Genomic DNA, 26,031 nt, shown 5'->3' with positions numbered 1-26,031 from the left:
TCCTGTTTTCTAAGCCGTCGTCCGAGCGCTCTGGGCCGGGCCAGAGGTCGCGTCGCGATACCAGTACTCGAGGGTCAGTACGTGCCACAGATGCTTGGAGTAGTCCGCCTGTCCGGCGGCGTCCTCGGCGACCATCCGGGCCAGCGCGTCCCGGCGCAGCAGCCCGGACCGGACGAGCTCGCCGTCGTTGACCACCTCGCGCACCAGCGGTGCCAGGTCCCGGCTCATCCAGGCCCGCAGCGGGGCGCTGAACAGGCCCTTGGGCCGGTACACGATCTCCTTGGGCAGGATCGAGGTGGCCGCCTCCTTGAGGACGGCCTTGCCCTGCCGGCCGACGATCTTGCGGTTGCCGGGCACGGCGAACGCCGCCCTGACCACCTCGATGTCGACGTACGGCGTCCGGACCTCTGTGGACGCGGCCATGCTGGAGCGGTCCGTGTAGGCGAGGTTGAGGCCCGGCAGGAACATGCGGGAGTCGGTCAGGCACATGCGGTTGACGAAGTCGTCGAGGTCGTTGTCCTGGTAGACGTCCGTGTGCTCGGTGATCACGTCGTCGACCGTCCCGGCCAGGTCCGGGTTGAGCAGCGCGAGCAGCTCGTCCTGGTCGTACATGGTGTAGCTGCGCCGGAACGCGGTCTCCTCCGGCAGATCGGCGAAGGAGAGGAACCGCTTCGCGAAGCGCACCGACCGGTAGCCGCGGGTGGCCGAGGCGACCGGCAGCCGGTCCACGATCCCGGACACCCCGCGCCGCAGAGGTCGCGGGACGCGCTGGTAGCGCAGCGCGAGCAGGTTGGCGAAGTGCTTGCGGTACCCCGCGAACAGCTCGTCGGCACCCATGCCCGAGAGCATCACCTTGACCCCGGCCTCCCGGGCGGCCATGCAGATCAGATACGTGTTGATCGCGGCGGGGTCGCCGATCGGCTCGTCCAGGCTGTACGTCATCTGCGGCAGCAGGTCGAGCACGTTCGGGGCGATCTCGATCTCGTGCAGGTCGACGCCGAACTGCTGGGCGACCTGCCGGGCGTAGCGCAGGTCGTCCGGCATCGCCTCGAACTTGGCGTCCTCAGCGCGGAATCCGATCGTGTAGGCGGAGATCCCCGGTTGGTGGCGGGCGGCCAGCGCGGTCAGATAGCTGGAGTCGAGGCCGCCGGAGAGGAAGGTCGCCACCGGCACGTCGGACATGAGGTGGCGGCGGGTCGACTCCTCGACGATGGCGGCGAGGTCCGGCCGCTCACCGGCCAGGGCGCGGTCCCGGCCCTCGGCGGCGACGTCCTTCAGGTTCCAGAAGGTGCCGCGCTCCACCCGGCCGTCGGGCCGGCACCGCAGCCAGCTGCCCGGCGGCAGCTTCTCCGCCTCGCGGAACGCGCAGCGCGAGTCCGGCACCCAGTAATAGAGGAGGGAGGCCACGAGCGCGGCCTGGTCGACCTCCAGCTTCTTGCCGGTCGCGGCGGCGAGCGCCTTGAGCTCGGAGGCGAACATCAGGCCCTCGCCGCGCCGGAGCAGGAACAGCGGCTTGATGCCGAGCTGGTCGCGGACGAGCACCAGATCGCCGGTGCGCTCGTCGAAGATGCCGAACGCGAACATGCCGCGCAGCCGGGGCAGACAGTCGGTGCCCCAGCGCCGCCAGGCCTCCAGGACCACCTCGGTGTCGGAGGTGCCCCGGAAACGCACCCCGGTGGCCTCCAACTCGGCGCGGAGTTCGGGCGCGTTGTACAGCTCGCCGTTGTAGGTGAGGGCGAGGCCGTCCGAGACCATCGGCTGCGCGCCGGTCTCGGACAGGTCGACGATCGCCAACCGGCGGTGTCCGAGCTGTACTTCGCCGTCGCCCAGGGGGTGGCCGTAGCGGCCCGAGCCGTCCGGGCCGCGGTGGGCGAGGGTGTCGGTGAGCCGGTCGGTGACGGCCTTTCCGTCCGGCCACCGGTATGTGCCCGCGATGCCGCACACGTCTACCGCACCTCCTGGTCGTTGTCCGGGACCCGTGCGGCCCGTATCGGCTGCCGTTCGGTGAGCCGTCGGCCCGGCGCGTTCTGCCAGGCGGGCGGCTCGGTCCGGCCGCGCAGGGCGTTGGCCAGCCCGTCCCACAGCGTGCCGTCGGTGCGGTCGCGCGGGTCGGGGTCGATCAGCACCACACCGACGACCGGGATGCCCTGGTCGGCGAGCTGCCGTGCCACGATGTGCAGCCAGGTGGCGCTGCCGTGTCCGGCGCGTACGACGAGCACGGTGCGGGTGCCGAGGTACTGGAGGTCGGTCCACGCCGTGCCGGGTGCGACCGAGCCGACGCCGATCCGCTGGTCCTGCGGGGACACGGTCGCGGCTTTCTCGCCGCCGACCACGGTGGGGTCTCCGGGCTTCGGGCGGCGGCCCGAGAGCTGGGTGCCGGGGAGACCGTCGACGACGGTCACCGGACCGTCCTCCCCCAGTGCCCGGGCGAGACCGAGGGCGATCCCGGCCGTGCTGCGCGCGCAGCCGAGTTCCAGCAGCGACAGCGGTTCCGCCGCGCCGCGTGAGGTGCGGGCCAGCGTGGTGGTGAGGCGTTCGCGGGCCACCCGGGTCCGCCGCCGCTGCCACAACCTGCCGGAGCGGCGCGGCAGTTCGGCGATGACCGAGGCGCCGAGGTTCGCCGCGATGTCCCGGCGCAGCACGGGCCGGTCCCCGACGACCACGCCGACCGCGGCCAGCGCGAGCCCGACGAAGAGCCCGAGGACGAGTCCGACCACGCCGTCGGTGACGAGGGCCTTGGGCAGCGAGTGCGCCACCGCGCGCGGGGCGTCCACGATCTGGGTGCCGGCGACGAGCTGGGGGGCGCCGACGCGTGCCTCCTCGGCGCGCTGGCCGAAGTCGGAGATCTGCGAGGTGAGTTCGGCCCGCTGGGCGAAGAGCGATTCGAGGTTCGCCGAGTCCTTCGGGTCGGTGTCGGGCGTCCGGCCGCCGATCGTCTTGTTGACGTCGGCGAGTTCCGCCTGCATCCGGGCCTGCTGGTCGAGCAGGCCCTGGGCGTTGGCGTTCGCGATGTCGTTGATGCGCTTGGCGTGGTCCGCGACGAACGCCTGGGCCAGTGCCTTGGCGCGGGCGACCGCCTCCGCGTCGGTCTTGCCCGTCACATCGATCTCGAGGACGTTGTTGGTGAGTCCGGTGCCCCGGTAGTCCTTCATGAAGTCCTCGGGTTTTTCCGGGGACTTGAGGATCTTCAGGGCCGCACCGGCGATCCGCGAGGTCGCCAGCAGCTGGGCGTCGGTGCGGATCAGTGTTCCGGTGTCGTTCGGCTGGTCCTCCTGGTGCGCGACCAGGACCTTGGTCACGGCGGCCGGGGCAGGTGGCAGCAGGACCGCCACGGCCGCGCCGGCCAGCAGTCCGAGCAGCGCCATGGCGCCCCACAGGCGGCGGCGTCTGCGCACCGCGACCACCAGTGCCTGGAGGTCGAGGAGCGGGGTGGCGGCCGACGACTCCGAAGTCGTGCTCGTCGTCACGCTGGATCTCCTGTCGCGTGGCCATGGACCGCGAACGTCAAAGTGGCGTCGTCGGAAAGTCGGTCGGCGGTCTTTTCCGTCGGCCGGGTGCGGACCGTGCCGGCGACGACGACGCCGACGAGCTCGTGCCCGCCGTCCGCGCACGCCTCGGCGATGCCGGCGAGTTCGGCGGCGGTCCAGCTGCCCGCGCTGAGGACGGCGAGGGCGCCGGACTCGGTGTCGCGGTCCGGCACGATCGGCCGGTCCACCGAGACCTCCACGACCCGCAGCCGGGGGTCGTTGGTGGCCTCGGCGACAAGCTGTCCCGCGGCCAGCCGGGCAACCTCGTCGCCTTCCGGTACGACGACCAACAGCCGCCGGGGGGCGGGCAGTTGGTCCCGGAGGCGGGCGCACACCCGCCGGTAGCGGATCCGCCGCTCGGCCTCGTCGCCGGAGCGCTGCGGGGCCGGTACGTCCCATCGGACGTCGGTGCCGAGCAGCCGGCGGAGCCGGGCCCGTGCGCCATGGCTCTCGGGCCGGTGCCCGTGCCGTTCGCCGGGCACGTCGACGGTGCCGAGGAGCGGCGAGCCGAGCGCGGCGACGATCTCCGGTTCGGTGCGCAGCCTGCGGCTCACGCGTGCGGCGGCGAGATGGCCGACGACGCCGAGCAGGATGAACAGCAGTGCTCCGGCGCCGATGAGCTGTGTCCTGGTCGGCGCGGCGGCGCCGGTGGGCGCGGGGGCCGGTCCCATGACGACCATGTTGGCCTTGGCGGACGCCGGGTTGGCCTCTTCCAGCTTCTTCATGGCGTCCTGGAGTCCGGTGCGCAGGCCTTCGAGCTCGGTGCGGGCCTGCACGCCCTCCACGGTCTGCCCCGGGTCCGCCGAGTTGGCCAGGTCGGTGATACGGCGGTTGGTCTCGGCGACCTGCTTGCGCAGTGCCTCCGTCGCCGTGTCCGCCGCGGGGTCGGTGTCGCCGCCCGCGATACGGGTGGCGAAGGTGACGAACTGCTGGGCCAGCTGGTCGGAGAGCCGCTGCGCGCGCTCCGGGGTGTCGGCCGTACCGGACACCTTGATGATGTTCCCGTCGTCGGCCTTGGCACTCACGTCTTTCTGCAACTCGGTGCCGCTGACGCCCCACTTCAGCGCGTCGGCCGCGCGGTCGACCACCGCCGAACTGGTCGCGATGTCCACCTGGGTGAGCAGTTCGCGCTCTTCCCACTGGCCCGGCAGCAGGACCGATGCCTCTGCCGTGTAGCGCGGCGGAAGCAGCAGCACCGAGGTGCCGTAGCCGAAGAGCGCGCCCACTACGGCGAGGACGGCGAGAAGCCGCCAGCGCCGGCGGAGAATCCGTCCGATCGTGGCCAGACGGATCGTGTCGTCATTCAATGGTGCGGCCTCTTCCCCGTACGGACCGGCCCACCCGCGGACACCGGGACCTGGTCCCGGCAGGCGGCGGTGTAGGCGGCGAGCAGTGACGCTTGCGAGTTCTCCCAGGACAGCGGTCCGCCGATCCGCTCCTGGCCGATCTTCCCCATCCGGTCCCGCTTCTCGGGATCGTCGAGGAGCAGCGCGACGAGTTTGGCGAACTGGGCCTCGTCGTTGGCGGGCGCGTAGACGGCGGCGTCACCGGCGGAGACGCGCGCCTCCCGGAGGTCGAACGAGACGATCGGCCGTCCCATCGCCATGTACTCGAGGACCTTGTTCATGGTCGACACGTCGTTGAGCGGATTGTGCGGGTCGGGGGAGAGGCAGACGTCGGCGGTGCACAGGTAGCGCACCAGGTCGGCGTCCGGGATGCGTCCGGTGAACTGCACCTGGTCGGTCAGGCCGAGCTGCCGGGACAGTTCGACCATCGCGTCGAAGGCGTCGCCTGCGCCGACGAAGACCGCGTGCCAGTCGGTCCGGCCGACCTCGTCGCGGAGTTTCGCCAGGGCCCGCAGGGCGTAGTCGACGCCGTCCTGGGGGCCCATGACGCCGAGATAGCACAGCAGATGGGGCTTGCCGCGCTTCAACTCAGGCTCCGGCGGCACCGGTTGGAACCGGTCGGTCGCGGGCGCGCTGCGCACCACGAAGACGTCCTCGGGCCGCTTGCCGCCACGGCTCAGCGCGACGTCCTTGTAGCTCTCGTTGGTGGCGAGCACGATGTCCGCGGCCCGGTAGGTGCGCCGCTCCAGCGCGCACACGGCGCGGTAGAGGAGGTCCTCGCCGCGGTCGAACCGGGAGAGGTACAGCTCGGGCACCAGGTCGTGCTGGTCGAAGACGAACCGCGCGCCGCGCCGCTTCATCCACAGGGCCGGCAGGAACAGCAGGTCGGGCGGGTTGCAGGCGTGCACCACGTCGACCGGGCCGACCTTGCGGGCCAGCCGGAGCGTGTGCCACAGCGCCGATCCGTACTCCCGCAGATAGCCGGCGGGTCCTCCGGTGGCCGCGCGCAACGGGTAGCGGTGGATCCGCACCCCGTCGATCACCGCCTCCGCCTCCGTGTCCCGTTTCTCTCCACGGGGGCAGATGACGTGCACCTCCCAGCCCGCGTCGCGCAGCGTGGTGCACTCCTGCCACACCCGTCGGTCGAAGGGGACCGAGAGGTTCTCCACCAGGATCAGCGCGCGACGGTTCGTGCCGTCGCCACTGGTCTCGTTACCAAGCAAGGCCTATGTACCCCGGTTCGGTCCGGCGCGCGTCGGCGTCGGGAAGGCGGATGAGGTCGATGATCGCCGGGTCGCCCGTGTGGGGCAGCGCCGACAGTACGGTCGCGTCCTTGGTGCCCACCAGGCACACCTCGGCGTGCTCCAGCACCTCGTCGACGGAGTCGGCGAGGAGTTGGGCGAGGTGCGGCAGGCGGCTCTCGATGTACTCGCGGTTGGCGCCGAGCAGCCGGGAGAGGCTCACGTTGGCGTCGTAGATCTTGAGGTCGTAGCCCTTGCCGAAGAGCCGCTCCGCGAGTTCGACGAGCGGGCTCTCGCGGAGGTCGTCGGTGCCGGGCTTGAAGGAGAGTCCGAAGAGGCCCACCTTGCGCTTGCCGGTGCGCTCGACCAGGTCCACCGCGCGCTGCAGATGGTCGGAGTTGGAGGCCAGCACGTGGGACAGGATCGGCACGGAGACGTCGGCCCGCTGCGCCGCGAAGACCAGGCTGCGCAGATCCTTGGGCAGGCAGGAGCCGCCGAAGGCGAAGCCGGGGCGCAGGTAGGCGGGGCTGATGTTCAGCTTGCGGTCGGCGAGGAAGACGTCCATCACCTGGTGCGAGTCCACGCCGAGGGCCTGGCACACGGCGCCCAGTTCGTTCGCGAAGCCGATCTTGAGGCCGTGGAAGGCGTTGTCCGCGTACTTGATGGCCTCGGCGGTCGGGATCGGCACCCGGAACACCTCGCCGGGCAGGCCGTCGTAGAGCGCCGCGACCGCGTCGCCGCTGGCCGGGTCGAGTTCGCCGATGACGGTCTTCGGCGGGTCGAAGAAGTCCTTGACGCTGGTGCCCTCGCGCAGGAACTCCGGGTTGACCGCGACCCCGATGTCCACGCCGGCGGTGCCGCCGACGTGCTTCTCCAGGATCGGCACGAGCAGGTTGAGGCAGGTGCCGGGGAGCATGGTGCTGCGGAACACGACGGTCTGGCGGCCGCCCCGCTCGGCGAGCGCGGCGCCGATCTCCTCGGTGACCCGCTCCAAGTAGGTCGTGCACAGGCTGCCGTTGGGCTCCGACGGGGTGCCCACGCAGATCAGGGACACCTCGCTGTCCGCGATCGCCTCGCGGACGTCGCGGGTGGCGCGCAGCGCGCCGGTCCGTACGACCTCGGCGATCAGCTCACCGATACGTTCCTCCACCACCGGGGCCTTGCCGTCGTTGACCAGGTCGACCTTCACCTGGTTGACGTCCACCCCGATGACCTCGTGGCCCATGCTGGCCAGGCACGCGGCCGACACACAGCCCACGTAGCCGAGCCCGAAAACGCTGACTCTCATGACCGGTCTCTCCCCCCAGGCAGGCCCCTGCGGCCTGCGGTCCGCGCGCCGGTCGGACGACCCCCGCGCATCAGTAGGCCCCCTGCCCGTGGATCACGGCACGCAAGGTCTTCCACAAGATCACTGTGTCCAGGGCGAGCGACCAGTCCTCCACGTACCGGAGGTCGAGGCGGACGGCCTCCTCCCACGGCAGGTCGCTGCGTCCGCTGATCTGCCACAGGCCGGTGAGCCCGGGCTTGACCAGCAGCCGTCTTCGGATGTCCGGGTCGTACGCGGCGGACTCCTCCGGCAGCGGGGGCCGGGGTCCGACGAGCGACATGGATCCGGTGAGTACGTTGAAGAGCTGCGGGAGTTCGTCGATCGAGTACCGGCGCAGCACCGTGCCGACCCGGGTCACCCGCGGATCACGGCGGAGCTTGAACAACAGGCCCGCGCCCTCGTTGCGTTCGGCGAGCGCGGCACGTGCGCTGTGGGCGTCGGCGACCATGCTGCGGAACTTCAGCATGGTGAATTCCTGGCCGTCCTTGCCGACTCTGCGCTGGCGGTAGAACACCCCGCCCCGGCTGTCCAGCAGCACGAACAGCGCGACGAGGATCATCAGCGGCGCGAACACGAGCAGCAGGATCGCGGCACCCAGCCGGTCGACGACCCCCTTGATGGCCCGGCGGCCTCCGGTGAAGGTCGGCATGCTGACCCGCAGCAGCGGTATCCCGAGCACCGCGTCGACGTGCAGCCGCGGGCCGGCCACCTCCATGAGCACGGGGGCGACGATCATCTCGGCGTCGCTGCCCTCGAGGTTCCAGGCCAGCCGCTGCAACCGGTCGGGTGACCAGTGCGGGTCGGGTGTGACCGCGACGACCCGGTAGCCGTCGTGGCGTACGTGCTTGGCGACGTCCTCCAGCAGGCCGATGACCGGCACGCCGTCCAACTGGTCGCCGTCCAGGGCGCCTTGCTCGCCGTCGACCCCGCGGCCGTCCGTCGTGCACACGGCCTCCACACGCCAGCCGAGGTGCGGGAACTTGCGGGTCCGGCTGATCAGGTCGCGCACGGTCGCCGGGCTCCCGGCGGCGAGCACCGGTCTCAGGCAGCGGCCTTCGTTGCGCTGTTTGTGCAGCCAGAGGCGGAGCACATACCGCTCGGTCATGGTGACGATCGCGATCGCGGGGATCGCGACGAAGATCCAGAGCTTGATGTTGCGCGAGGTCAGAGCGATCCCGCCGAGCGCGAGCACGACCGTCGCCGTGAACAGCGAACGCCCCAACCGGCGGAATTCCTCGGCTCCTTGGCCGAGCACGGCCGGGGACCACGAGCGGCTCACCGCCAGCGCGCCCAGCACCAGCAGCTGGGTGCCGAAGGCGAGAATGCCCCATTTCTCATGCCAGTTGGCCGCGTCCCGGGCCCCGAAGAAGTCGCCTATCGCCCCCACCACACAGGCGGTGGCCACGGTGTCGCTGAAGATCACGGTACGTCTGTACCGCTGCTCCCATTCGATCGCCGGCTGTCCTATCGCCCCGCCCGCCAGACGCTCGCGCGCCGACGGAAAGGGCCCGACTATTCCCCCCTGCCGCACAGAACCCCCCAAGGTCCCCAGTGGTTTTGACGTGGTCGCCGCACACTGTCACTCCCCTACGGGAGGCCCCCGCCCCCCGCACTGCAACTCCCCCGCGGAAGCTTCCGCTCCGCTGTTCCCCCTCGGGAAGCCCGCGCCCCCGGCGCCTGGCGTCTCGGCCATGTCAATACTTCGCGAGTACCTCATCCTGTCGACAACGGACTCGCAGGTCCCACCAGACTCCTGAACCGCACGGGAACCCGTAGCGACCTCGGATGCTCTCCATGCCCCAAGCCCCCCTCGGGCCAACAGAATTGATCACCCCCACATCCGGCGCGAGAGACACAACTGCTGGCCATCTGCATCGCCGGACACATAGATCATCTTTTGTCGCCTGGTGTCACACCGTGCGAAGCAAGGTCAATCTAGACCATGTGTGCCCGCCTGAAGAGAGGTCTGTGTGGAATTTGTGCACAACATTTGACGCCGAGTCGATAGATCTGTGACTGCCCGCAGGTGCTTCGGTGACGCAAAACATGCCGTGTGCCCGGTGACGGCGGGAGTTCTCCGGACCGTTGGCACTGGCAATCAGAGGTGTCCGGCACTGATCGAATATGCCAGGGAAGAGGACTTCACCGCTCCGGGGGCTGGTGAGGCCGCCGGCGTGGTCGTGGGCACTGTCGTCGCCACCGTTCCGGGACGACCGGACGCGGTCGCCGGGCACCGGAGACGCCGAAGTCGGAGCTGTCCGGTTCCAGCGGGCCCCGGCCGTCGCGGACGCGGTCGACGAATGGCGGGAAAGCGACGGAGAGGTGCCCGTCCCCGGGAATTGCGCATCTTGGCCCGCGGCTCATCCGGCAGCGGACCGCGCGGTGTTCGCCTCATCGGCCGCGCAGGTGCTGTTCGACGATTTCCTCGGCCACGACCAGGTCCTGCCAGGACATTCCCACGCTCTTGAAGACCGCGGTGCGGTCCGGGGCGAGGGTGCGCGTCCCCCGGACGACGTCCGCCATCGGGATCAGCTCGTCGGCGCGGAGGCGACCCTCGCGGATCGCCAGGACGACGTCCCCGGCCTCACGCAACGCCGTGCCCACGTCTTCGACGACGACGTTCGCGCGGGCCATCAGCGAACCGTCCAGCTCACGCACGTCCGGCTCATGGGACCCGACCGCGATGACGACCGAACCGTCCGTGACATGCGCGGAGTCGAACAGCGGGCCACGGGCACTGGTGGCACAGACCACCACCTGTGCCCGCCCCAGCCGTGCCGGCACCTCCGGTGAGTCCGCGGCGACGACCGTGGCGTGGGGCGGCAGCTGCTCGCGAGCCCGGTCGGGGCGGCGAACCACATAGGTGACGTCGGCCAGCTCGACCGAGCGGCTGCCCCGGATCGCGTCCACGTGGCCGACCGCCTGGGGGCCCGCGCCGAAGACCACCAGCTCGATCGGCCGGGTGAACCGGGTGAGCAGCGGATCGGTCGCCGCGACGGAGACGGCCGGCGTGCGAAGGTTCGTCACCGCGACCCCGTCCATGATGGCCCGCAGTTCGAGCGTCTCCGCGCCGAACAGCAGGTAGGCGCCCTGGATCCGGGGCAGTCCGCGGCCCGGATTTCCCGGGGCGAGCGTCACCGCCTTCAGACCTACGGCGGCTGCCCCCGCCGACGGCATGAGCAGCAACTGACCGCCGGCCACGTCGAGGACGGACCGCTCCAGGTCCTCGCCCGGCTCAAGTCCCGCCCGAAGCGCGCGAGTCAGGGCCGCTGCCGCCCGGTCCCGGGTCAGGGCCCGCTCGACGTCGGCGGCGGAGAGGATCGGAAGGTGCTCGAAAGATGTCATCGCAGCACGAATCCTGACGCGAGAGGACCCCTGGGATCAACGATGAACTCGTGGTTCTTGGGCGGCCGTTCGTACGGCGTCCCGGCCGGAAGGCGGTGGGGTCAGGAGGTGATGCCGTTCACCGCCGGGTCGGCCGGGAAGCCACCGGCGATCCGCGGGTACGCAGCGTCCGCCTCGCCGGGCGGGGTGTCGAGCGGCTCCTGCGGCCGGACGGCGAGCTTGCGGTCGTCGCTGGTCAGACAGCGCCCGGTCGCCAACTCGAACTCCCATCCGTGCAGTCGGCAGGTCAGTACACCGTCGGCGACGGTGCCGAAACGGACCAGGTCGGCCTTGAGATGCGGGCAGTGGCGCTGGACCACATGGCCGTCGGCGAGGGCGTACTCCTCGACCCCGGACGACTCCGCGTAGTAGCCCTCCACGTACGCCATCCGGGCCTGCGACAGCGACTTGAAGAAGGTATAGACGAATTCGTTGTACGGCCCCGAGCGGGACGCCTCGAAGCGGCACGACAGGAACAGTTCGTTCACCCAGTCCTCGGCCCGGTCCCGAACGAGCCGCTCGATCAGGGGTCTTGCCGCGCGGAACCGGTAGCGGAACGGCCGGCCGTCGTGCGCGACGATCTCGCGGCTGAGGAAGTCGAAGACGATCGCCTCGTCGTCTCCGCCGTCCACGGCCCCGACGTCGAGCAGGATGCGGCCGTTCACTCCGGCGCAGGTGTGGTCGGCGGTCCGCAGCAGCGGTTCGACCCACTCCTTGAGCCGGCCGACCAAGTCCGAGCGGTCCTGCGGCAGTTCACCGAGGATGCGGTCGATGACCGGCCGGGTCTTCTGCTGGTACGCCAGCAGGTACGGGCGCCGGTCCCGGATGCGCGCGATCTCCTCGTCCGGTATCTGTGTCACCGCGCACTCGTGGTCCGGGGTCAGCTCGACCGTGGTGCCGGTGAGGAACAGATGCGCGTTGTCCCTCCCCCGTTCGCGCAGAAAGTCCAGGAAGGCGAACTGGTCGGGGAACACGTTGGTGTCGTCCTGGCCGAAGTCGTTGAGGTGGAACAGGTCCTCGTCCAGGAAGCAGGGCGGCCCCGCGAACGGCAGCACGTGCGACGCCCGGTACTGCTCGATGTAACTGAGCGCCCGCGCCATGCCGTTGAGGCGTTTGCGCTGCCCGAGGGTCCGTTTCATCCGCTCCGGGAAGTCGTAGACCATCGGGTACCAGATGGCGCCGGAGAACTGCAGGAAGTGCGCGTGCAGCGGCCCGAACTCCTCGATGGGGCCCGACGCGACCGGGCGGGCGTCGTTCTGGTTGAACACCCGCACCCGGCCGTCGTCGACCGCCAGCGCCGAGTCTCCGATCGGTCCGTCGGTCGGGGAGACCAGAGCGCTGATGAGGACTCTCAGTCCGCCGTCCAGTTCCGTGACCTCGTCGTTCCGGGTCTGCACGAACCGGTGGAACCCGAGGTCGGCGAGGGCGTCGCGCAGATGCGGGACGGGATAGTCCGGCAGCAGCACCGTCACGTCCTTCGACATGTGCCGCTTCAGCCAGTCGGGGTCGAAGTGGTCGCGGTGCAGATGGGAGACGTGGAGGTAGTCGGCATGGGTGAGCGGACCGGGGTCGATGCCCGTGTTGTCGGGGAACGGCACCCAGGAACCGAAGTAGGCCGGGGTGAACCAGGGGTCGCAGACGATCCGTCCGGCGGCCGTCTCCAGCAGCAGGCCGGCATGGCCGATGGAAGTGATGCGCATGGCGTGGGGGCTCCTTGCCTCGGTGTGTGCGGTGCGGGGGTGCGGGCTCGCCCGCCGTGGCGGGACGTCGTCACCCGCGGCATGGCACGCGTGTGTGTGCCGGCCGTACGAGGCCGGCCTCAGGCAGGGCAGGTCGTCAGGCGGCGCAGGCCATCAGGCGGCCGGGCAGGTCATCAGGCGGGGCAGGTCATCAGGCCGGCCGCCTGCTTCGCCGCGAGGACGCGCCGCACACTCGCGTCGACACGGGTCCGCAGTACCCGGTCGGACCGCGTCGCGTCGAGGACGGCGGAGGTCATGGCAGGTACGTCGTCCGTGTCCACCGTCACGACGAGGTCCCCGCCAGCCCGCAGGAACGCCAGCGCCCGCCGCCCCGGCGGAACGGCCTGGACGGCGGCCGCGTTGCCGAGGTCGTCGGAGACGACGACGCCGTCGAATCCCAGATCCTTGCGGAGCATTCCGTCGATCACGGTGGTCGAGAACACGGCTTGGTGCGCCGGGTCGATCCGTGTGTAGGTCGCGAGCGACACCATGACGAACCGTGCGCCGGCGGCGATCCCGGTGCGGAAGGAGTTCAGATCCAGCGCGTCGCGGGTCAGGGTCGTGTCCGTGACACCGGCCGTGGTGTCGGTGTTGTCCCGGACCCGGCCGAGCCCCGGGAAGTGCTTGAGCGTGGTGAGGACGTGCGCCTGGCCGAACCCCCTGACGAAGGCGCCGTCCTGGCCGCCGACCGTCTCCGGACCGGAACCGAACTGCCGGTCGTACCGGCCGATCGGGCCGTTCGCCCGGCCGATCGAGACGGGCACCACGTCCGCGATGGGGGCGAGATCGAGGCGTACGCCCGCCTCGTGCAGTTCCTCCGCCCAGCCGGCCGCCTGCTGTTGCAGCCGGGACGCGGTCCACCCGCCCTGCACCTGGGCGCTCGGGATGTCGGTGAATCCCGCCCCGCTCAACTGCTGGACCTGCCCGCCCTCCTGGTCCGTGGCGACCAGGGTGCCGACCGTGGTGTGAGCCACCGACAGGTCGAGCTGCCCGATGTCGCCCACCACCCCCCGCACGCCGCTCAGCCCGGACCGAACGGGACCCATGAGAATGACCGAACCGACGTCATGCCGCTTCAACACCGCCACCTGCGCCCGCTCGCTGCCGACGGTGGCGTCCGGCCCCGCCGAGACTGCACCCATGAACAACTGGCCGACCCGCTGCGACCGGCTCATTCCCGCCAGGACACGAGCGGCGCAGGAGGAAGCGGCAGGCGAGGCTCCGGTCGTGGGCACGGCGGAGGTGGAGGTGGACCGGTCGGGGCTGTCGGCTCCGGGCTGTACGTCACCGCAGCCGACCGCGGCGACGGTCGTCACCGCCAGCGCGATGAACAACCGGGGAATCCGCGTCAACCGCGCACGCCGGACCGTACGTTCCGGGTCTTCCGAGATCTTCACTTCGCTCCTGTGCAAGGCGAGTGCTGTCCGGGGCCTGTGCGGCACCGCTGTCCACTCAGTGAGTTGTGCGGTGCACAGGAAAAGTTCGGTGACCTGACTCACAACCGGCCGGCCGCAAGGAGCTGACGGAATTTCGCCTATGTCTGCGGCTGAGGGCGGCATGGACATGAGCGGGGCCGCGCTGACACCATCCGACGAATGGCCGACGACAGCGGAACGCGTTCCTCGATCTGGCGCAATCGCGAATTCCTGCTGTTGTGGGGCGGCCAGACGGTCAGTGAGATGGGGACGCAGATCACCGTTCTCGCCCTGCCGTTGGTCGCCGTCGTGTTGTTGGATGCCTCCGCGTTCCAGGTCGGCCTGCTGGCGGCGGCGGAGACAAGTGCGTTTCTCCTGGTGGCGCTGCCGGCCGGCGCGATAGTGGACCGGATCGCCAAGCGCCGGCTGATGATCTGGTGCGACCTCGCGCAGTTCGTGGTGATCGGCTCGGTGCCGCTGGCCCACGCCGCCGGAGCGCTGACGCTCGCTCAGCTCTACGTTGTCGCACTGGTCTCCGGCGTGCTCTCCGTGTTCTTCTCGGTCGCCTACCAGGCCTATCTGCCGACGGTCCTCGACCGCGGCCGGCTCATGGACGGCAACGGCAAACTCGCCGCCTCCCGGTCGGTCGCGCAGATCGCCGGACCCAGTACGGGCGCCGGGCTGGTGACGCTGGTGGGCGCCGCCGGGGCGATGGCCGCCGACGCGATCTCCTTCGCGTTCTCGGCGTGCTCGTTGTCGGCGATCCGTACCCGTGAACCGCACCGTACCCGGCCACGGACCGACCGGCGTCCCACGCTGCGGTCGCAGATCCGTGAGGGCCTCGACCACGTCTTCCGCGACCCCATCCTGCGCAACTCGGTGGCGTTCAACGGCACCGCCAACTTCTTCGTCATCATGGTGGAGACCCTCGGCCCGATATTCCTGATCCGCACGCTGCATCTACGGCCGGGCCTGGTCGGGCTGCTGCTGGCGCTCGGGGCCGTCGGCGGGGTGGCGGGCGGTGTGGCGGCACGGTTCCTCGCCCTGAGGTTCGGCTCGGCGCGGATCAGCTGGATCTCGATGACCGTGCTGTCGCTGCCCGGTCTGCTCATCCCCCTGGCCGGGCACGGTTGGTGGGTCCTGCTGTTCGGCGTCGGCTGGATCTCGTGGACCTTCTCCTCGACCGTCGCGGGCATCTCCCTGACCAGCTACCGCCAGGCCGCCTGCCCTCCGGAGATGCTCGGCCGGGTCAGCGCCGCAGCCCGCTGGGTCACCTGGGGCACCCTGCCGCTCGGCGGCCTGGCCGGCGGCGCACTCGCCACCGCGCTCGGCGTCCGGACCACGTTGTGGATCGCCGTGATCGGCGGCTGCTGCGCGGGACTGTGGCTGTTCTTCTCACCGCTACGAGGCATGCGCGACATCCCGCTCGAGGAACCCGAGCCCAAGCCCGAAGCCGAAGCCGTGGCCGAAAGGCCGCCCTCTCATCAATGAGAGAACGACCTCCGACCTGCCACAAGGAAAGTCGGAACTTCAGCAAACCGGGCCAGGTACGAGTGATCCCTGCCGACTGCAGTTCACACGCCCTTGGCTGGATGACCAAATCCACCCTCGACGCCTCGGAGCAAGCGGAATTCCTGGACGCTCCGGGGGGCCACAGCATCGGTGGCGGAACTTCGCGAGGGCCTCTCCAAAGCCCTCGCCCCACCTCGCCGAACCGTGCCCCAAGTCCCGTGCAGCAACGGGCTCTCCGTGCACGACATCTGGCGGCAGGTCAGCGGAGCCGGGCGGTCAGGTGGTATCGGCCCGAGGGCAACCTGTACGAGGCCACGCCGTCCTTGTGGCCCAGGAGACGCACCCCGTCCACCTGGGCCAGCGGAGTCCGTCCTTCGCGGACGGCATCGGCGGAAACGGCGGAAAGCCGCAGCGTCGCCTCGCTGTTGGCGGGCACGAGCGCGTCGTACACGAGGCTCCCGCCTCCGTCCTCCGTCTTCCACTCGCTCCTGATCTCGCCGTACGGCGACTCGTGCGAGCCCGACACCTGCGTGATCCTGCCGGTGGGATCGACGTGGGGTCGCAGGACGAAGTGCTTGAAGCCGGGGCTGTCCGGGTCGCGGGCGATGCCGGCCATGTAGGCGTACATCCACTCCATGATCGCGCCGTAGGCGTAGTGGTTGAAGGAGTTCATGCTGACCGGCCCGAACCCGTCCTCCTTGGAGTAGGAGTTCCATCGCTCCCAGACGGTGGTGGCGCCGTTCTTCACGGAGAACAGCCAGGACGGCAGGGCGTCCTGGTGGAGCAGCCTGTACGCCAGGTCCGCGCGCCCCTCGTCGGTGAGGACGGGGGCGAGGACGTTGACGCCGAGGAAGCCGACGGACAGCGTGTTCTCGGCGTACCTGACCCGGCTGCTGTTCGGGTGCGCCGCCTTGTAGGCCGCGTCGTTGCCGATGTTGTCCGCCAACAGGCCCACGAGTGTGCGGTGTTGGGCCTCCGTCTCGTAGAAGCCGAGCTTGAGGACCCAGAGCAGCGCGGTCTGGCTGTTGTCCTCCGTCTTCTGGTTGGGGTCGGAGCCCGGTTCGATCGGGGAGGCGTCCCCGAGGCTGGACCTGACCGTGACCGTGCCGCCCGCTGTGCTCAGGTACTTGGTGATGAACGCCTGCCTGATGCGTCCGAACAGCCGGTCGTACGCGTCCCCTTCGGCCGTCCTGCCGATCGCGCGGGCCAGCTGTGCCATCAGCCGGGTGCTGTAGCCGTAGTAGACGTCGCTCATCAGCTGGGCGCTGGTCTTCTGGGGCCCCAGCCAGTCGCCGGTGAGGGAGCCCTGTCCGGCGTAGGTGTCGCCGGTCTGCTCCTGGATCCAGTCCAGGTAGCGGGTCATCGCGGGCCAGTTGTCCTTGACGACGGTCGCGTCCCCGGTCATCTGCCACACGGCCCACGGCACGATGACACCGGCGTCCGCCCAACCGCTGCCACCACCCGGGAAGTTGAAACGTCCGGTGGGGGCGACCCCGGTGAACTGGGCCTTGTCCGTACCGTAGATGGCCTGGGAGTCGACGACCGTGTCCTGGAAGTGACTGAGGAAGACCCCGGCGTCCACGTTGTACAGACCGGTCGTGGAGAAGACCTGGGTGTCGCCGGTCCAGCCGAGGCGTTCGTCGCGCTGCGGGCAGTCGGTCGGCACCCAGAGGTAGTTGCCGCGCTGACCCCAACGGATGTTGCTCGCCAGCTGGTTGACGTCGGGATCGTCGGTCGTGAAGGTGCCGATCTCGCGGATCGCGGACGTGGCGACCTTGCCGGTCAGACCGGTGATCGTGACGGTGTCCGTCGCCGTGACGGACACGTACCGGAAGCCGTAGAAGGTCAGGGAGTCCTGGTGGGTCTCCCCGTGCCGGTTCCCTTTCATGACGTACGTGCTGGTGGCCTTGGCGCTGCGGAGATTGGCCCGGTAGAGGGAACCCTCGGGGCCGTCGGCGCCGGCGCTGTCGTCGTTGAGCATCTCGCCGAACCTGAACTCGACCTTGGCTCCGGCGGGTCCGCGCAGGCTGTAGCGGGCCACGCCGACCATGTTCTGGCCGAGGTCAAAGACGGCCGTCTCGCCGCTGCCGATCGTGACCGGGGCGGAGGCCGCCTTCGCGGGGTCGGTCACCGTCCGGGCGGGGTCCACGACGATACGGCCCCTGCCGTTGGGGCTGCCGTCCTGCCCGGTCACCCCCGTGGCGACGGTGATCGACCGCGGTCGCCGGTCCCAGCGGTGCAGGAAGCGCGCGGTCTCGCCCGGGTAGGCGAGGAGCCGCGCGTCCGGGAACTTGTCGTCGAAGGCGACTCGCTCCACGTCCGACCAGGCGGAGTCGTCGAACCCCCGCTCCGCCCAGCCCGGCAGCTCCAACCGGGCGTCGTAGGTCTGGCCGTCGTAGATGTCGTCGGCGCGGTAGGGGCCGGTGTCGGTCGCCTTCCAACCGCCGTCCGGCCCGGTGACGACCGTCTGCGACGTCCCGTCGGCGTACCGGATCAGCAGCTTGACCTTGACGGCGAGGGCGTTGCCGTCCGCCGAGTAGTACGTACTGCCGTCGGATATACGGCCGTTGTACCAGCCGTTGCCCAGGACGAACCCGAGGGTGACGTCCCCGCGCTCTCGCGTCACGAGGTCCGTGACGTCGTACGTCATGTAGTTGACGCGCGCGTCGTAGTTCGTCGAGCCCGGGGGGAGCAGTTCGATCGCGGTGCCGTCGTCCTGTGGGACGGTCACGTGGCGTCCGTTGACGTAGGCCTCGTACACGCCGAGGGCGGAGACGTACAGCCGCGCCTCGCGGACCCCCTTCCTCAGGACCACTTGCCTCCGAAACATCGGCGCCCCGGCCGAGTTGGGGGCCTTCCCCTTCATCCCGATCCACTGCGCGCCCGCCCATCCGCCGACGCCGTCGGTGCTCATGAGGCCGGTCTCGAAGAAGGCGCGAGGCGCAGTGCCGACCGAACGGCCTTCGGCGTCCCAGACGGTGACCGTCCAGTGGTAGCGGGTCGAGGCGTTCAGGGCCCTGCCCGCGTAGCGGACGGCCACGGAATCGGCGGAGCGCACGCGACCGCTGTCCCAGACGTCCGCGCGACCGGCGGTCAGCCTGTCCGGTGCGCTCGCCACCAGGATCCGGTACGCCCCTTGGCTCCGCCCGCGCGAGGCGGACCGCATGTGCCAGCCGAGGCGCGGCCGTTCGGCGTCCACGCCCACGGGGTCGGTGCGGTGTTCCGCGGTCAGTCCGGTCACCGAGGCGTCCGGACGGCCGGACGGTGCCGCCTGCGCGGTGGCCGGGCCGCCGACGGCACCGGCCACTACCGGCACCGCGCCGGCCGTCGCCACGAGCATGGTTCTACGGCGGATTCCCGCGTGGCCTCCGCCGGGGGCATCGCTCTTGCCGAGGTCACGGTCCGTGCCGTCCGCGTGCTGGGGTGCATTGCTCACACCGTCATCCCTTCGGGTGTTGGGGGGGTGGTCAGGAGCCGGCCTTGTAGTCGGCGTCCATCTCGTCGAGGAGCTTTTCGGGCGTGGACTGCCCGCTGAAGATCTCCTGGAGGCCGCTGAGCATGGTCTGCTGGACCTTGGCGTTGGGCCACCGCTGGTCCATGAACGGCACCGTGCGGTCCGACCCGATGAACGTGGAGAGTTCGGCCAGCGACGGGTCCGCGGAGTAGCCCGTGTCGGGCAGGGAGGGCAGACCGCCCTGCTTCTTGACGAACAGGGTCATGCCCGCGGGCGACATCACGAAGTTCACGAATTTCAGGGCGAGTTGGGGGTTCTTCGCCTTGGCGTTGACGCCGTAGCCGGCGCCCGCCGCCGCCGGGACGAGGGTCTGGGAAGGGTCGTCGGTGGCCGGGAGCGCCTTGAGCGTGAACGTGCCCTGCGGGTTCTTGCCCTTCAGGAGGGCGATCACCCAGTTGCCCTGGATGATGCCGAGGGTCCTGCCGGAGGCGGCGAGGGCCTGGCTGGCCTCGTAGGTGGTGCCCAGCGGGTCCTTCTGGAAGCAGCCGGTCTTCTCCATCGTCAGGTACTTGTCCAGCGCGGTGGCCCACTGCGACCGGGCGAAGGTGGCCCGGCCCGCCTGCATATTCTGGTCGAAGTCGCGGTCGGGGCCGTAGACGGTCGTGGCGACCAGCGCGTACAGGACGAGTTGGGTCACCCAGTTGTCCTGGTTACCCAGCGCGAAGGCGGGGGTTCCCTTGGCCTTCGCGGCCTTGCAGAAAGCCAGCAGACTGGTCCAGGTGTCGGGCGGGGTCAGTCCGGCCTTCGCCATGGCCTGCTGGTTGTAGACGGCGCCGATGCCGTTCTGCCCGAAGATCGCGTTGTAGGTCTTGCCCTTGTACTGCGCGACGGTCTTGATGGCGTCCGGCATCTTTGCCGCCCAGGGCTGCCCCGAGAGGTCGCGCAGGTAGCCCGGTTTGGCCAGCACGACCGTGGCGCCCGGGTTGCCGTTGCCGGGCCAGACCGACATCACGTCGGGCGCGGTGCCCGAGGCGAGTTGGGTACGGATCTGCTGCTGGTACTGGTCGGCGCCGCTGGTGGTGTAGCGGACCTTGACACCAGGGTTGGCCTTCTCGAACGCCTTCACGACGTCCTCGACCGAGCCCTGGTCGACCGAGGCGAGCGTCAGGGTCTTCGAACCGCCGCCGGATCCCCCGGCCCTGGTGCCGCCGCTACAGGCTGCCAGCAGGGCGCCGGCCGTCAACGCGGCGATCAGGACCGGCAGTTGGCGTGTCTTCATGTTGTCCCCCTCGGGGAAGGGCCACCGGGCATCGGTGACGGGTGGACCTCGGATGTCATCCGCGCAGCCCTCCCGCGAAGCCGTTGATGATGCTGCGCTGGAGCAGGAAGTAGACGAGCAGGACGGGCAGGATGCTGATCACCAGTGCGGCGAAGATGAGGTTCCAGTCGGTGACGTACTGACCGACGAACCCGGCGATCGCGACCGGCATGGTCTGCTGGGCGCTGCCGCTGAGGTACAGCAGCGGAGTGAAGAAGTCGTTCCAGACAGCGACCGCGTTGAGCACCAGGGCGGTCACCGTGATCGGCTTGAGCATCGGCAGGACGACGTGGCGGAAGCCCTGCAGCGGGGTGCAGCCGTCGATCAGGGCGGCGTCCTCGAAGTCGCGGGGCAGGGCGCGCAGGAAGCCGACGTAGAGGAAGACGGTGAACGGGACCTGGAGGCCGGAGTAGAAGAGGACCAGGGCCCACGGGGTGCCGAGCAGGCCCAGGTCGCGCATGGTCTGGTAGAGCGGCAGCGACGCGAGTTGGAAGGGCAGCACCAGCCCCAGGAGGAAGGCCAGGAACGTGCCCCGGGACCAGCGCGCCGTGACACGGGCCAGCGGGTACGCCGCCAGGGACGAGACGGCCAGCACGACGACGACGCTGCACACCGTCACCAGCACGCTGTTGCCCAACGCGCCACCGAGGGCGCCCTGTTGCCAGGCCTGGGTGAAGTTGTGCAGGGTCGGCGAGGTGGTCGGACTGATCGGCGACGCAGTGTCCGAGGCGGGCCGCACGGCCAGGTTGACCAGGACGTACACCGGGAAGCCGACCACCAGGGCGATGGCGATCATCGACAGTTCCAGAGCGAAGGTGCGACGGCGGTAGCGGTTCACGACGTGGCCCTCTCGTTGCGGGACAGCACGAGGTACTGGCCGGTCGAGACGACCGCCACGATGATCGTGAGGACGACCGCGAGCGCGATGCTGTAGCCGAACTCGCCGAGGGTGAAGGCGTCTTTGTAGATCAGCGTCGAGAGCGTGTCGGTGGCGTGGCCGGGGCCGCCGCCGGTCAACGCGTAGACCTGGTCGAAGAGTTTGATGCCGCCGATGATCGACAGCATCAGGTTGATGGTGAGGGCCGGGGCCAGCAGGGGCCGTGTGACCGACCAGAAGCGGCGCACCGGGCCCGCGCCGTCGATCGCGGCCGCCTCGTGGATCTCCTTGGGGACGGACTGGAGTCCGGCCAGGAAGATGACCATCGAGTAGCCCGCGTACTGCCAGACGATCACGCCGATCACCGACCACAGGGCGACCCGCGGACTGCCCAGCCAGTCCTGCTTCCAGCCGCTCAACCCCGCGGCGCCGAGCAGGCTGTTGACCGCGCCGTCCGGGCCGAGCAGGTTGCGCCAGAGGTAGGCGGTGACGATCGGGGTGATCACGGCCGGGGCGAACAGGAACACCCGGAGCACGTTCCGGGACTTGATGGCCGAGTTGACCCCCAGCGCCAGCAACAGACCCAGCGCGTTCTGCACGACCGTGATCGCCACGGCGATCAGCAACGTGTGCCAGATGGCCTGCACCGCATCGGCATCGCGGAACATCTCGGAGAAGTTGTCCAGGCCGACGAAGGAGAAGTCGGGATCGAGACCGTCCCAGTCGGTGAACGCGTAGTACACACCGCGGGCACTCGGCACCAGGACCACGAAGGCGAACAGCAGCATCGCGGGCAGCGCGAACCACCAGGGCGGGGTGGTTCGGGCTCGCCGTACCTTCGGCACCGTCGGACCTCCTTCCTTGAAACGTTTCAAACTGGGCGTCGAATCGAGGCTCCGGCACTTCGGGCTGTTGTGCGGGGGTGCCGACCGGTCGTCGTCGTGGGTGATGTGGGTAACGTTCCCCAAAGATGTTGCCAGACCCTAGAGAGCGTCCCGCGTGACGTCAAGATGCCGCGCAGGCTGCGCGATCGTTACGACGGCGGCACGGCTCGGCGTCTGCGACGGCCCCGCCGAATCACGCATTCCGTCCTACACTCACCGACAACGTTTCCCGAAGGGACAAGGAACCGGATGGAGCCGCAGGCCCGGCCTCGACGCGTCACCATCGTCGACGTCGCCCGTCACGCGAACGTGTCCACCACCGCTGTGTCCAAGGTGCTGCGCAACGCGTACGGCGCCAGCCCGGCGATGCGCGCCAAGGTGCGTCGCGCGATCGACGAGCTGGGCTACCGGCCGAGCGCCGGCGCCAGGAGCCTGCGCGGGCAGACGTACACCGTCGGCGTGATGCTGCCCGACATCCGCAACCCCTTCTTCCCCGAGATCCTCGACGGCGTCACCACCTCTCTGGCGGACACCGAGTACCAGGTGCTCCTGGGCCCGGGCTGCAACGGGGAGAAGGAGGAGGCCCGCGTCACCGAGGCGATGATCGACCGGGGCATGGACGGCATCATCCTGGTCGCGCCCGTGTCGTCACGCGCCCACCTGGAGCGCGTCGGCACCGCGGTGCCGACCGTCGTCATCGGCCGCCACGGGTCGTCGCCCGCGTACGACACCGTGGTCGACGACGACGTCGAGGGCGCCGCCCTGGTCGTCGGCCACCTGGCCGCCCTGGGACATCGCCGGATCGCCCACATCGAACATCACGAGACCGACCCGACACGCCTCACGGAGATGCCCAACGCCCGTCGCGCCGACGGTTATCGGCTGGCCATGCGGAAGCACGGGCTGGAGGAGTGGATCGACGTCGTCTCCACCAGCTACACCCAGGAAGGCGGCCACCGGGGCACGAAGGAGCTGCTGGCCCGGCCCGTCCGGCCCACGGCGGTCTTCGCCGGAGCGGACATCGTCGCCATGGGCGTGCTCGAAGCGGTCGCCGAGGCCGGGCTGTCCGTTCCCGGCGACCTCTCGGTGGCCGGATACGACAACACCACGTTCGCCGCGTTCGGCCCGATCTCGCTCACCAGCGTCGACCAGGGCGGCCGCGAGATGGGCGAGAACGCCGTACGCCTCCTCCTGGAACGGATCGCCGACCGTGGCCGGCGTTCGGCCCAGGTCACCCTCTCCCCCACGCTCGTGCCGCGCCGGAGCACGACGCGGCCGTCGGACTGAGAACCCTGGCCCCGGGGCCCGTGGGACCTCCAACCCACCAGTTGCTTGCAAGTTCAAGCATTGGGTAACGTTGCCCATCGTCCGGGAGACACATGGCGAGAGGGCCCCGATGGCGCTGCCCTGCTCCACCGCCGGACCTCTGTACGACACCCCCCACCAGAGAGGCACCCCACCATGTCCACCTTCAGCAGACGACATGTCCTCGCCACCGGCGCCGCACTCGGCGTCGGCGCGCTCGGCGCCACGACGACTCCGGCCGCGGCCGCCCCGGCGGGATTCCGCGGCACGGGCGGGCGCGAGGAGACGCGGACGCTCGACGAGCTCTACCGGGCCGCGCTCACGGAGGGCGGCAGGCTCGTCGTCTACGCCGGCGGCGACACCCCCACCCAGCAGGACGGCACCAAAGCGGCCTTCAAGGCCCGGTTCCCGGAGATCGACCTGACGCTGATCGTGGACTACAGCAAGTACCACGACGTCCGCGTCGACAACCAGTTCGCCACCGACACCCTCGTCCCGGACGTCGTCCAGTTCCAGACCCTCCAGGACTTCGACCGCTGGAAGCAGCAGGGCCGCCTGCTGCACTACAAGCCCGCCGGGTTCTCCAAGGTCCACGACGCGTTCAAGGATCCGCAGGGCGCGTGGGTGGCCACCGGGGCGATCGCCTTCAGCTTCCTGTACGACACGGCGACGGTCGGCGGGACGACGCCGCTCACCCCGCGCGACCTGGTCGACCCGAAGTGGAAGGGCAGGATCGCCTCCGCCTACCCGCACGACGACGACGCGGTCCTCTACCTCTACTCGTTGTACGCCCGCACGTACGGCTGGGACTGGGTGGCCCAACTCGCCACACAGGACGTGCAGTTCGGGCGGGGCAGCAACTCCCCGGGCGACGCCGTCTTCGGCGGCGAGAAGACGATCGGCGTCGGCACGGCGGGGTCCGCCGTCAGCACTTCTCCCGTGACGTTCGCCATCGGCGCCGGGCACCCCTTCATGGCCTGGGGACAGCGCACCGCGATCCTCGCGCAGGCCAAGAACTCCACGGCCGCCAAGCTCTTCCTCAACTGGCAGCTGTCGACCGAGATGCAGAACGGGTCGTTCAACGGCTGGTCCGTCCGCACCGACGTCACTCCCCCGGCCGGACTGAAGCCGATCTGGGAGTACCCGAACGCCCACGTGGACGGTTTCCCCCGCTTCATGGCCGACCGTGCCGCGGTCGAACGCTGGAAGCAGACCTTCGCCCTGTACTTCGGCGAGGTCAAGGGCGACCCGACGCCCGGCTGGCTGGGACTGCACCCAGGGGTGTAGCCCTGGGGTGGGCACGCCGGTCGGTGCCCCGCGACCGCGCCCGCCGGACCTGACACCCCGCCGTCCCGGGCATGATCGGTACGGTGATACCCGGGACGGCAGAAGGGGCGGCGAGGCCGTGAGTGAGCAGGCGGGCATCGGTACGGCGAAGGCGGCCGCCGACCACGAACTGATCCTCGCGTTCGGGCGGCTCCAGGGGGCGGCGAACCGGCTGGAGTACATCCTCGGGCGGGCCCTGGAGGAGGAGTGCGGGATCAGTCATCTCATGTTCGAGGTGCTGCTGATTCTCGGACGGGCGGGCGCACCGGGCATGTCGATGCGGGCCATCGCCCAGGAACAGGTCCTGACCACGGGCGGCGCCACCCGACTGGTGGACCGGATGGTGGCGGCGGGACTCGTGGCGCGCACCGACTCCCCCGAGGACCGGCGCGCGAAGCTGGTGCGGCTCACTCCGCTGGGTGAGGAGACGGTGGTGCACGCGTCTCGGGTGCACGTGGCGAACATCAAGCGGTACTTCGTGGCGCCGCTCCCCGCCGAGGACCGCGAGCGGTTCGCGGAGGACCTCCGCATCCTCAGCCACACCGCCCGGGACGTGCTGCCCCGGCTGCCCTGACCTGCGGACCGGCGACCGCCCTGACCTGCGGGCGGGCGACCGCCCCGATGTAATGACCACAGCTCCACCCGTGTGTCCCACCTCACACCCACCAGGAAATACCTGACTAGTCAGTTACTGTTTCGTCAGACGAATGCCCACACCGGGTGGGCAGGACACGCCTTCGAGGTCATCCATGAAGCTCGTCTACGTCTTCGACGCCTACTGCGGCTGGTCGCACGGATTCTCCGGAACGCTGAGCGAGGTCGCCGCCCGCCATCCCGAACTGCCGGTCGAGGTCGTCTCCGGTGGCCTGTTCACCGGGTCGCGCCGGGTACCGATCCGCGAGTTCGGCTACGTCCAGGGCGCGAACGCCAAGATCGCCGAGCTGACCGGCGCCGAGTTCGGCGAGGGCTACGACCGGCTGATCGCCGACGGCTCCTTCGTGATGGACTCCGAGGCCGCCGCCCGCGGTGTCGCCGCCCTGCGCCAGACCGCCCCCGACCGCGCGGCGGAGCTGGCCGCGGCCCTCCAGACCGCCTTCTACGTCGACGGACACAGCCTGTCCGAAGCGATGACCTACCGGACGGTCGCCCAGGCCGCCGGGCTCGACCCGGATGCCGTCGTCGCCGCCTTCGAAGCACCCGGGGCACAGGCCGCGGCCCACGCCGACTTCCGCCGCGCCGTCCAGCTCGGCGTCACCGGGTTCCCCACGCTGCTGGCCGTCGACGGCGACTCCGTCACCCCGCTGGCCTACGGCCAAGCCACCGCCGACGAAGTCGACGCACGCTTCTCCACCCACTGATTGTCCCCTGCCCCCCAC

The 26,031-nt window shown here is 70.1% G+C and carries 18 protein-coding genes; 5 read left to right on the top strand and 13 right to left on the bottom strand.

The window, feature by feature from the left end; translation table 11 throughout:
- Positions 1-9: 9 nt before the first annotated feature.
- The 9 genes from asnB to JHN45_RS14525 all read right to left on the bottom strand — a co-directional run bounded on the left by asnB (position 10) and on the right by JHN45_RS14525 (position 13,961).
- A complete protein-coding gene (gene asnB / locus JHN45_RS14565; RefSeq protein WP_201049268.1) occupies positions 10-1,944 on the bottom strand; it encodes an asparagine synthase (glutamine-hydrolyzing) in 1,935 nt (644 codons plus the stop codon).
- 2 nt (positions 1,945-1,946) lie between these two features.
- Positions 1,947-3,467, bottom strand: a complete 1,521-nt coding sequence (locus tag JHN45_RS14560) for a Wzz/FepE/Etk N-terminal domain-containing protein (protein ID WP_201049267.1) — start codon at positions 3,465-3,467, stop codon at positions 1,947-1,949.
- Positions 3,464-4,834 (bottom strand): Wzz/FepE/Etk N-terminal domain-containing protein, encoded by a 1,371-nt coding sequence (locus tag JHN45_RS14555; RefSeq protein ID WP_201049266.1) that lies wholly within the window; start codon positions 4,832-4,834, stop codon positions 3,464-3,466. Before JHN45_RS14555 ends, JHN45_RS14560 begins: the two co-directional genes overlap by 4 nt.
- Entirely contained in the window at positions 4,831-6,096 is a 1,266-nt protein-coding gene (locus tag JHN45_RS14550) for a glycosyltransferase family 4 protein (RefSeq protein WP_200710470.1), read from the bottom strand. The genes JHN45_RS14555 and JHN45_RS14550 overlap by 4 nt, the downstream gene beginning before the upstream one ends.
- The gene (locus tag JHN45_RS14545) at positions 6,086-7,402 is read right to left on the bottom strand and encodes a nucleotide sugar dehydrogenase (protein WP_200710471.1); all 1,317 of its coding nucleotides are present in this window, start codon (positions 7,400-7,402) and stop codon (positions 6,086-6,088) included. Before JHN45_RS14545 ends, JHN45_RS14550 begins: the two co-directional genes overlap by 11 nt.
- A 70-nt stretch (positions 7,403-7,472) precedes the next feature.
- The gene (locus tag JHN45_RS14540) at positions 7,473-8,972 is read right to left on the bottom strand and encodes a sugar transferase (RefSeq protein WP_200710472.1); all 1,500 of its coding nucleotides are present in this window, start codon (positions 8,970-8,972) and stop codon (positions 7,473-7,475) included.
- An 860-nt stretch (positions 8,973-9,832) separates the two neighbouring features.
- Entirely contained in the window at positions 9,833-10,786 is a 954-nt protein-coding gene (locus JHN45_RS14535) for an ornithine cyclodeaminase family protein (protein WP_201049265.1), read from the bottom strand.
- A 101-nt stretch (positions 10,787-10,887) separates the two neighbouring features.
- The gene (locus tag JHN45_RS14530; protein ID WP_201049264.1) at positions 10,888-12,525 is read right to left on the bottom strand and encodes a Rieske 2Fe-2S domain-containing protein; all 1,638 of its coding nucleotides are present in this window, start codon (positions 12,523-12,525) and stop codon (positions 10,888-10,890) included.
- Positions 12,526-12,698: 173 nt separating this feature from the next.
- Positions 12,699-13,961, bottom strand: coding sequence for a glycoside hydrolase family 3 N-terminal domain-containing protein (locus tag JHN45_RS14525; RefSeq protein WP_307783107.1), 1,263 nt, complete (start codon positions 13,959-13,961; stop codon positions 12,699-12,701).
- A gap of 198 nt (positions 13,962-14,159) precedes the next feature.
- Here JHN45_RS14525 and JHN45_RS14520 point away from each other — a divergent pair, with 198 nt between their 5' ends.
- Complete coding sequence (locus JHN45_RS14520) at positions 14,160-15,470, top strand: MFS transporter (RefSeq protein WP_201049263.1); 1,311 nt, start codon at positions 14,160-14,162, stop codon at positions 15,468-15,470.
- Between the two features lie 280 nt (positions 15,471-15,750).
- On the opposite strand, the gene JHN45_RS14515 is transcribed toward JHN45_RS14520, so the two are convergent.
- The 4 genes from JHN45_RS14515 to JHN45_RS14500 all read right to left on the bottom strand — a co-directional run bounded on the left by JHN45_RS14515 (position 15,751) and on the right by JHN45_RS14500 (position 21,985).
- Positions 15,751-18,831, bottom strand: a complete 3,081-nt coding sequence (locus JHN45_RS14515) for an alpha-L-rhamnosidase (RefSeq protein ID WP_201049286.1) — start codon at positions 18,829-18,831, stop codon at positions 15,751-15,753.
- A 127-nt stretch (positions 18,832-18,958) separates the two neighbouring features.
- Positions 18,959-20,224 (bottom strand): ABC transporter substrate-binding protein, encoded by a 1,266-nt coding sequence (locus JHN45_RS14510; protein ID WP_201049262.1) that lies wholly within the window; start codon positions 20,222-20,224, stop codon positions 18,959-18,961.
- A gap of 55 nt (positions 20,225-20,279) precedes the next feature.
- Entirely contained in the window at positions 20,280-21,101 is an 822-nt protein-coding gene (locus tag JHN45_RS14505) for a carbohydrate ABC transporter permease (protein ID WP_201049261.1), read from the bottom strand.
- Positions 21,098-21,985, bottom strand: coding sequence for a carbohydrate ABC transporter permease (locus JHN45_RS14500; protein ID WP_201049260.1), 888 nt, complete (start codon positions 21,983-21,985; stop codon positions 21,098-21,100). The genes JHN45_RS14505 and JHN45_RS14500 overlap by 4 nt, the downstream gene beginning before the upstream one ends.
- 288 nt (positions 21,986-22,273) lie before the next feature.
- On the opposite strand from JHN45_RS14500, the gene JHN45_RS14495 reads away from it, so the two are divergent.
- The 4 genes from JHN45_RS14495 (at position 22,274) to JHN45_RS14480 (ending at position 26,013) form a co-directional block, all read left to right on the top strand.
- Positions 22,274-23,311 carry a LacI family DNA-binding transcriptional regulator gene (locus JHN45_RS14495; protein WP_201049259.1) on the top strand — a complete coding sequence of 346 codons (1,038 nt, stop codon included), beginning with the start codon at positions 22,274-22,276 and terminating at the stop codon, positions 23,309-23,311.
- Between the two features lie 174 nt (positions 23,312-23,485).
- The gene (locus tag JHN45_RS14490; RefSeq protein ID WP_201049258.1) at positions 23,486-24,616 is read left to right on the top strand and encodes an ABC transporter substrate-binding protein; all 1,131 of its coding nucleotides are present in this window, start codon (positions 23,486-23,488) and stop codon (positions 24,614-24,616) included.
- Between the two features lie 118 nt (positions 24,617-24,734).
- Positions 24,735-25,229, top strand: a complete 495-nt coding sequence (locus JHN45_RS14485) for a MarR family winged helix-turn-helix transcriptional regulator (RefSeq protein ID WP_201049257.1) — start codon at positions 24,735-24,737, stop codon at positions 25,227-25,229.
- Between the two features lie 175 nt (positions 25,230-25,404).
- Positions 25,405-26,013 carry a DsbA family protein gene (locus JHN45_RS14480; RefSeq protein ID WP_201049256.1) on the top strand — a complete coding sequence of 203 codons (609 nt, stop codon included), beginning with the start codon at positions 25,405-25,407 and terminating at the stop codon, positions 26,011-26,013.
- The last annotated feature ends 18 nt before the right edge of the window (positions 26,014-26,031 follow it).

The sequence above is a fragment of the Streptomyces sp. MBT53 genome, assembly GCF_016654115.1.
GTDB lineage: Bacteria > Actinomycetota > Actinomycetes > Streptomycetales > Streptomycetaceae > Streptomyces.
Note: the sequence above shows the minus strand (reverse complement) of the source record. Positions and strands in the feature narration are given on the sequence as shown.

Coding starts and splice junctions, on each gene's coding strand:
- JHN45_RS14545 (WP_200710471.1), bottom strand. CDS start 7,402: ATGAGAGTCAGCGTTTTCGGGCTCGGCTACGTGGGCTGTGTGTCGGCC.
- JHN45_RS14535 (WP_201049265.1), bottom strand. CDS start 10,786: ATGACATCTTTCGAGCACCTTCCGATCCTCTCCGCCGCCGACGTCGAG.
- JHN45_RS14530 (WP_201049264.1), bottom strand. CDS start 12,525: ATGCGCATCACTTCCATCGGCCATGCCGGCCTGCTGCTGGAGACGGCC.
- JHN45_RS14520 (WP_201049263.1), top strand. CDS start 14,160: ATGGCCGACGACAGCGGAACGCGTTCCTCGATCTGGCGCAATCGCGAA.
- JHN45_RS14515 (WP_201049286.1), bottom strand. CDS start 18,831: ATGCTCGTGGCGACGGCCGGCGCGGTGCCGGTAGTGGCCGGTGCCGTC.
- JHN45_RS14510 (WP_201049262.1), bottom strand. CDS start 20,224: ATGAAGACACGCCAACTGCCGGTCCTGATCGCCGCGTTGACGGCCGGC.
- JHN45_RS14495 (WP_201049259.1), top strand. CDS start 22,274: ATGGAGCCGCAGGCCCGGCCTCGACGCGTCACCATCGTCGACGTCGCC.
- JHN45_RS14490 (WP_201049258.1), top strand. CDS start 23,486: ATGTCCACCTTCAGCAGACGACATGTCCTCGCCACCGGCGCCGCACTC.
- JHN45_RS14480 (WP_201049256.1), top strand. CDS start 25,405: ATGAAGCTCGTCTACGTCTTCGACGCCTACTGCGGCTGGTCGCACGGA.